This window comes from Paenibacillus sp. YN15 (genome assembly GCF_003285005.1).
GTDB lineage: Bacteria > Bacillota > Bacilli > Paenibacillales > NBRC-103111 > Paenibacillus_AR.
Genome location: NZ_QMFA01000079.1, coordinates 1 through 6,388, shown reverse-complemented (window position 1 = coordinate 6,388; position 6,388 = coordinate 1). Strand labels below are relative to the sequence as shown.

Here is a 6,388-nt window from a genome sequence, read left to right as displayed (position 1 = left end):
TATTCTCCTGCTCCTCCTCAAAATAACCGAAGGACGTGAACAGATTCACCACGGCGTCAAAAGGGCCATCCAGGGGCAGGCGCCGCATGTCGCCCTCCACCCAGGTGATCCGTCCGCTATTGTCCAGCTTGCGGGCCTCCGCCAGAAGCACCTTGGACAGGTCCAGGCCGGTGACCCGGTAGCCCTCGTCCGCCAGCGCCACAGAATGGCGGCCCATGCCGCAGCACAGATCCAGAATGCGGGACCCGGCTGGCAGCCGGAGCCAATTGGCCATCCGTTTGACCTCCACCTGGGCTCCGTGCAAATCCCGATGCTTATATACCAGGAGGTAATCCTCCCCGAAGCTTTCCTCATACCATGCCGCCACTCTTCGTTCCTCCCAAACCGGATAATGATCTTGCTGGTTGCTGCAGATTCTTTACCCAGTATACCACGGCAGCGCAACAACGGGTTAATGGGGGGGAAGCGGCGGATATGAAAAGAGAGCGGAGTGCTTCCCCAAAAGAGAAGCCCCCCGCTCATCATAACCGTTCCTCCGCTACTCCCGGAGCCAAACCGCCATCTCGCCCTCGCCCCGGTTCCCCCACAGATAGTAGGGGATTGCCTTAAAGCTTACGGGCGTGGCCTTTTTCTCGGCAGCGCTGTACAGCCCGCCGCTCCAAGCCGCTTCTTCCTCCGCCATAGCCTGGCCTTCAATGACTACCGCGCCGCCCAGCAGCTTGGGATCAAAACGCGCCGCAAGCGGAGCATCCTTGCGGATCACAAGCGAGGACACGGGACCATGGCCGTTGTCCGCCTCCTCCACAGCGTAAACCAGCGGTCCCCGCTGAATAGCCACCCGTCCGGCGTTGGCGCGGAGCTGCGGATGGGAGCGGACCAACTGCGCCTCCATGGGCAGGGTCAGCTCTACCCGGTCGCCGGGGCTCCATACCCGTTCAATGTACGCATAACCGTCCCTAACGCAAGCCTGCACATCCACAGTCTCCCCGTTTACGGCCACATGGGGAGCGCTGCACCAAGCGGGCAGCCGCAGGGCCAGCGTAAAGGCCGCGGCAGACGGCAGCGACAGCTCCAGACTGGCCTTGCCTTCCCAAGGAAGGGCGCTCTCCAGCCGCAAGCGTGCAGACAAGCCGCCGTCAAGCTCCACCTCGGCCTCGCCGCCGATATAAAGGTGGACAAACAGCGTCTCTCCGCTTACCGTATACAAATATTCGCCCAGCGAGGAAAGCAGCCGGGCCACATTGGGCGGGCAGCAGGCGCAGGAGAACCAGCCCGGCCGGACAGGCTTGATGTGATGCTTCCCGGGATTGCCGCGGCTGGCCTTCGGCCATACCTCCAGCGGGTTCACATAGAAGAAATGCCGGCCGTCCCGGGCCATCCCGCCAATAACCGTATTGTATAACGCTCGCTCCAGCACATCCGCGTATTCCGACCGGGCCTCAAGCCGCAGCATCCGGGAGGCGAAAAAGATCAGCCCGATGGAAGCGCAGGTTTCGGCATAAACCGTGTCATTGGGCAGGTCGTAATCGAAGGTAAAGGCTTCGCCATGATGAGTAGAGCCGATGCCGCCGGTAATGTACATCTGCTTGTGAACAATGTTGTTCCAAAGCCGCTTGCAGGCGGCAAGCAGCGTCTCATCACCGGTATATGCGGCCAAATCCGCCATCGCCGTATACATATAAACCGCCCGCACCGCATGGCCCACCGCCGTCTCCTGCTCCCGGACAGGCAGATGAGCCTGGTGGTAGCTTAAGTTCGGGGGATTTTTGGAGGGGACAGGGGACCAATGGCCAAGACCGTTCCTCTTTTTCCACTCCTCCACCAAAAAAGAAGGCTCCACTCCCCGCTGGTCAATGAAATATTGCGCCAGCTTCAGGTATTTCTCCTCTCCGGTGGCCTGGTACAGCTTCACCAGCGCCAGCTCGATCTCCTGATGCCCGTCATAACCGGGAAGCTGGCCTTCCCCTGTTCCGAACACGTCGGCTATATGATCGGCGAACCGGCACACCACATCCAGCAGCTTGCGCTTGCCTGTGGCCCGGTAATAGGCCACCGCCGCTTCCATCATATGGCCGGCGCAATACAGCTCGTGGCAGTCCGTCAGGTTGGTCCAGCGTTTGCCCGGCTCCTTGATGGTGAAAAAGGTGTTCAAATATCCGTCCGGCTGCTGTGCCTTAGCCACCAGATCGATCACCTCATCGGCTCTTTGCTCCAGCTCCGGATCGGGATGCACGGCAAGGGAATATCCCACCGCTTCCAGCCATTTGGCCACGTCGCTGTCCTGAAAAACAAAGCCGTAAAACTCTCCCTCTTCCTCTCCCGCCGCAATCTTGAAGTTTCGGATGGCATGGCTGGGCTCCACTCCCGGCACTCTGTCATGCAGCGTTTCGTACTGGTAAGGGATGACCACTTCCCGGACCAGCTTCAAATAGTCCGTCCAAAAACCATCCGTAATCCTCACATGCTCCAGCAAAACCGGCTTTCCCGCTTGCACCGCTGTTTTCATTCTTGCACAGCCTCCCCTTGGCATGAACGTTTTAGTGAGAACTTTTTTCCTCGACTTCCTTCATTTTAAGGGGTAAAATAACAGGCAGCTATAGCGAGATTCCCATAGTTTTTTATACAATTTCACACATGCAAGGAGAGTGTCCGCAATGGCTTCCTCCACCGAAACCCTGACCATTCCCTCCACTCCGCTGCCCTTTTATTTGGAGTGCGGCGTCACCTTTTATGCTCCTGGGGATCATCATCCCAACCGCCGCAATCTGGGCATGTATGACTTGATTGTCGTACATGACGGGACACTGCTGATGGGGGAGGAGGACCGGGAGTGGACGGTGGAGCCGGGGCAGATGCTGCTGCTGCATCCGCAGCGCTACCATTATTCACGGGGGCCATGTCCGGTGGAAACCCGGTTCTACTGGCTGCACTTCGGCGTAGCCGGCCCGTCCGGCGATCTGCTGCGGCAGCCGTATGAAATCCACCTCCCCCAATATTGGACCCTGCCGTCCCCCGCAGGGATTTATCAGCTGTTTGAGGGGCTGCTGCAGCTTTTTGCCGCGCCGCGTTCCGGGGCCTTTTGGCAGGAGCAGACGCTGTTTCTGGAGCTGCTGAAGCAGCTGGATGAATCCCGGTTCCAGCGGGAGGGCTCTCAGGTTATGGCTGTGGCGGAGGCCACAGAGGCGTTTATCCGCGCCCGCTACCAGGAGCCGCTCACCAATGGGCGGCTGGAGGAGGAGCTGCACTATCATCATAATTATTTGGCCCGCTGCATGAAGGAGACCCGGGGCATCACGCCGATGGAATATGTGATGCAATACCGGCTGGAGCAGGCCCGGCTGCTGCTGTTGAAGACCGATTGGTCCATGGCGCGCATCGCCGAGGAGGTGGGCTTCGTCTACGCCTCTTATTTCTCCCGCTGCTTCACCGCCCGCAACGGGATCACGCCGCTGCAGTACCGCAAGCAGTATTCGCAGTAGAGTTTAGGCTGCGGCCTCCGGCGTTCTCCCGGCAGGGGCCGGGCTGCAGACTCCCGGCTCCTTCTCCGCAGAGAGGGGGCCAGTACGCAGACTATTGGCGCCCTCCCTCAGGGGGCCTACTGCACTTCCGGCTGCACTTCCGGCTGCAGACCACAGGGACCTCAACCGCCCCTCCCCGTTTCCTCCCCCAGGAAGACGGGCCATCACGTCCAATTGCGAGCCTGCCGCCTATCCGGACCGACGATCCGTTATTTTGCGGATTTTCGCCCTTTTGCCAATTTCACGGACCGACGATCCGTTATATTCCATTTTCAGCTCCCCATTCCCCGCTTTTCCCCCACATAACGGAACCATTGTCCGCTCAAATAGAAAAACACCTGTTTTGCTCAAAATAGCGGATCGTCTGTCCGGCTGGAGCTTCACCATTGGAATGTTGCAGCCGCAGGGTACGCATTCACAACAAAAAACAACCGCCAGAGAGCCATTCCCCCGACGGTTGAGTCGTTATTCTTCCTCTCCGGCTGCTTCCCCTGCACCTACTCCTGCTCTTTCACCCTCGCCTGCACCCATGCCTTTATCTGTTGCTCCACCGGCTTTTTCCCTTTCACCGGCTTCACCGGCGTTCCCGTCCCGGCGGCAATCCGCCTCCGCCTCGCCCGGCCCCGCGTACGACACCGGGCCCAGGGTACTGATGATGCCGTCCACCTTGCCGCAGACCACCTTGCCCATGGCGCTGACATTGCCGCCCACATCGCCGCAGGAGATATCCCGCGCAGAGCTGGCGTCGCCGCTTACATTGCCGCAGTTCACATCCTGCCCGGCGGAAACACCGCTACCCACATCTGAACATTGCACATCCCGCCCCGCGCTGGCATTCCCCTGCACACCGAAGCACAGCACATCCCGTCCGGCGTTGGCCTCGCCCCCTACTTCGCCGCAGCGGATGTCCTGTCCGGCCTGGACGCTTCCGCCTACGTCCCCGCATTCTACGGAGATGCGGCTCTCCACATTGAGCGCCGCGCCTTCATAGTGGAACACCATCTTCAGTTCCCCCGCGTCCTCGGATTGGAGCAGCGTCCGCCCTTTGTACAGCACCACCCGGAGCGTCCCGTCATCCTCCCAAGGCAGCCCATGCGGGCTTGTCCCCGCCGGAACGGGCAGCGCAGCGGTCGGCTCCTGTTCCTTTACCGCCAGTTCCTGCTCCTTTGCTTCCAGCTTAGGCTCCACCCCCGGCTCCGGCTTCTCCATTCCAAACAACCGGTCAACGGACACCCCGAAAATCTCCGCCAAACGGGGCAGCAGCTGAATATCCGGACTGGACTGGAAATTTTCCCATTTGCTCACCGCCTGAAAGGTTAACCCCACCTGCTCCGCCAACGCCTCCTGGGTCAGACCCTGCTGCTTGCGGAGACTGCAAATATTCAACGCCAAATTCTGAAGATGGCCGGTATCACTCACATGGACTCCTCCTCCCAAAAGATACAGCCATTATAGCTTGCGCAGACCAGACAACGTAATAACCTGTCCGTTGATGTCCTCATGAGTTTATTCAACCGTCAGTTGAGTGGCGCAAAACGCTCTTGTCCAGCGCTTCTTCCTGCAGCTCCAGCAGGGCTTCCAGCTCCCGCCTGTGCCGCTCCACCTGCTCCAGCCGGGAAGCTGTATCGGGGATCTGCCGCAGCAGCATGGAGGCGTCATCCACACCGTCCCGGTAACGCCCGAGGAAATGCAAAAATACATCCAGGCTGCGCAGCTGCATCAGCTCCGGGATCACCCGGCGTTCCTCAGCGGACAGCAGGCGCACGGCGGCAAAGCCCCGCCAGAAGGCCTTCAGGCAGGCCCATGTCTGCGCTGTCCCCGCCGCATCCGCTCCGGCCTCCGGCAGCAGCCCCCACAAACAGACCGCAGGCTCCATGGCTCTCAGGTCCCGGGTAACAAACTCGAAATCCAGCAGCGCAGCAATCTCCCCGTCCCCGGCAACCAAAGCGTTGGAGGCATTCAAGTCGCCGTGAATCAGCTGATGCGGCAAAACAGCCAGCCCATCCAATACAGGAGCAAGCTCCTCCAACTGGCGGCCCAGCACCAGAAGGGCCTCCCGACAGCCGGCAAACTCCTCCGGCGGCTCCCCGCAAAACCGGCTCACCTCATCCAGCCCGCAGGACGGGTGAGCGGAAGCCAGCGCATAATAAGGCGGATACGCAGGCAGGTCCAGTCCCGCCGCCTCCAGTTGCTCCTGCTGCTCCAGCCGCTCCAGGGCCCGGGACAGCTCTCCCGCCGCCCTCCCGAACGCCTCCGCTTGCGCCGGGCGGCCAAAATCCGGCGTCACGCCGTCCAAATACCGGAACATGGCAGCCAGCTTGCCGCCGGCCAGCCTGATCAGACTGGTCCCTGCGGCTCCTTCCGCAGGCTGCGGCACCCCAAACGGCAGCCCCGGCGCGAGCCGCCCCAGCGCCTCCAGCAGGCGGTGCTCAAACTCCGCTTTTTCCCGCTCCTCATGGGTATTGTACAAACGCAGCATGTACTTTTTTCCCCCGCTGGTCAGAAGTCCGGTGGTATTGTTGGTTCCCCCGCCGCAGTCCTCCAGGCAATAATCCTCCTGGCCGCAAAACCGCTTCGCCGCTTCATGAGCGAGGGTCTCCGTTGCCGTAAGCCCGGCTTCTTGCGCTGATAGCCGGACTTCTGTCACCGTATCCACCCTTCCCCCATCATTTTCCCACGGCTCTGCGCGTTTCTCTCCCGGTTCAACCCTCTTCCCTATCCCCTGCGTTCCATTATTCATAGCATTTTCCGCCTGTATCCTTGCGCCTTCCTCCAGCCGCCCCGCTTTTTCCGCCATCATCCGCTCTCCTCGTATAGTATTTCTTGAAGGTTGTCTTGAACCGATTTCCAGTACCCTAGGGTACTGGCGG

The 6,388-nt window shown here is 60.4% G+C and carries 5 protein-coding genes; 1 reads left to right on the top strand and 4 read right to left on the bottom strand.

Going from position 1 to position 6,388, the window contains the following annotated elements; genetic code table 11:
* Both DQG13_RS30075 and DQG13_RS30070 read right to left on the bottom strand, forming a co-directional pair.
* On the bottom strand, positions 1-367 hold a 367-nt coding region (locus DQG13_RS30075), incomplete at its 3' end, for a class I SAM-dependent methyltransferase (protein WP_146767239.1).
* Between the two features lie 171 nt (positions 368-538).
* Positions 539-2,506, bottom strand: a complete 1,968-nt coding sequence (locus DQG13_RS30070; protein ID WP_258525950.1) for a glycoside hydrolase family 127 protein — start codon at positions 2,504-2,506, stop codon at positions 539-541.
* Positions 2,507-2,654: 148 nt separating this feature from the next.
* On the opposite strand from DQG13_RS30070, the gene DQG13_RS30065 reads away from it, so the two are divergent.
* Complete coding sequence (locus tag DQG13_RS30065; protein ID WP_113023887.1) at positions 2,655-3,479, top strand: helix-turn-helix transcriptional regulator; 825 nt, start codon at positions 2,655-2,657, stop codon at positions 3,477-3,479.
* Positions 3,480-3,983: 504 nt separating this feature from the next.
* Here DQG13_RS30065 and DQG13_RS30615 read toward each other — a convergent pair.
* The gene (locus DQG13_RS30615) at positions 3,984-4,937 is read right to left on the bottom strand and encodes a helix-turn-helix domain-containing protein (RefSeq protein WP_181593102.1); all 954 of its coding nucleotides are present in this window, start codon (positions 4,935-4,937) and stop codon (positions 3,984-3,986) included.
* Between the two features lie 91 nt (positions 4,938-5,028).
* The gene (locus DQG13_RS30055) at positions 5,029-6,318 is read right to left on the bottom strand and encodes a phosphotransferase (RefSeq protein WP_113023886.1); all 1,290 of its coding nucleotides are present in this window, start codon (positions 6,316-6,318) and stop codon (positions 5,029-5,031) included.
* Positions 6,319-6,388: the final 70 nt, after the last annotated feature.

Coding starts and splice junctions, on each gene's coding strand:
- DQG13_RS30070 (WP_258525950.1), bottom strand. CDS start 2,506: ATGAAAACAGCGGTGCAAGCGGGAAAGCCGGTTTTGCTGGAGCATGTG.
- DQG13_RS30065 (WP_113023887.1), top strand. CDS start 2,655: ATGGCTTCCTCCACCGAAACCCTGACCATTCCCTCCACTCCGCTGCCC.
- DQG13_RS30055 (WP_113023886.1), bottom strand. CDS start 6,318: ATGATGGCGGAAAAAGCGGGGCGGCTGGAGGAAGGCGCAAGGATACAG.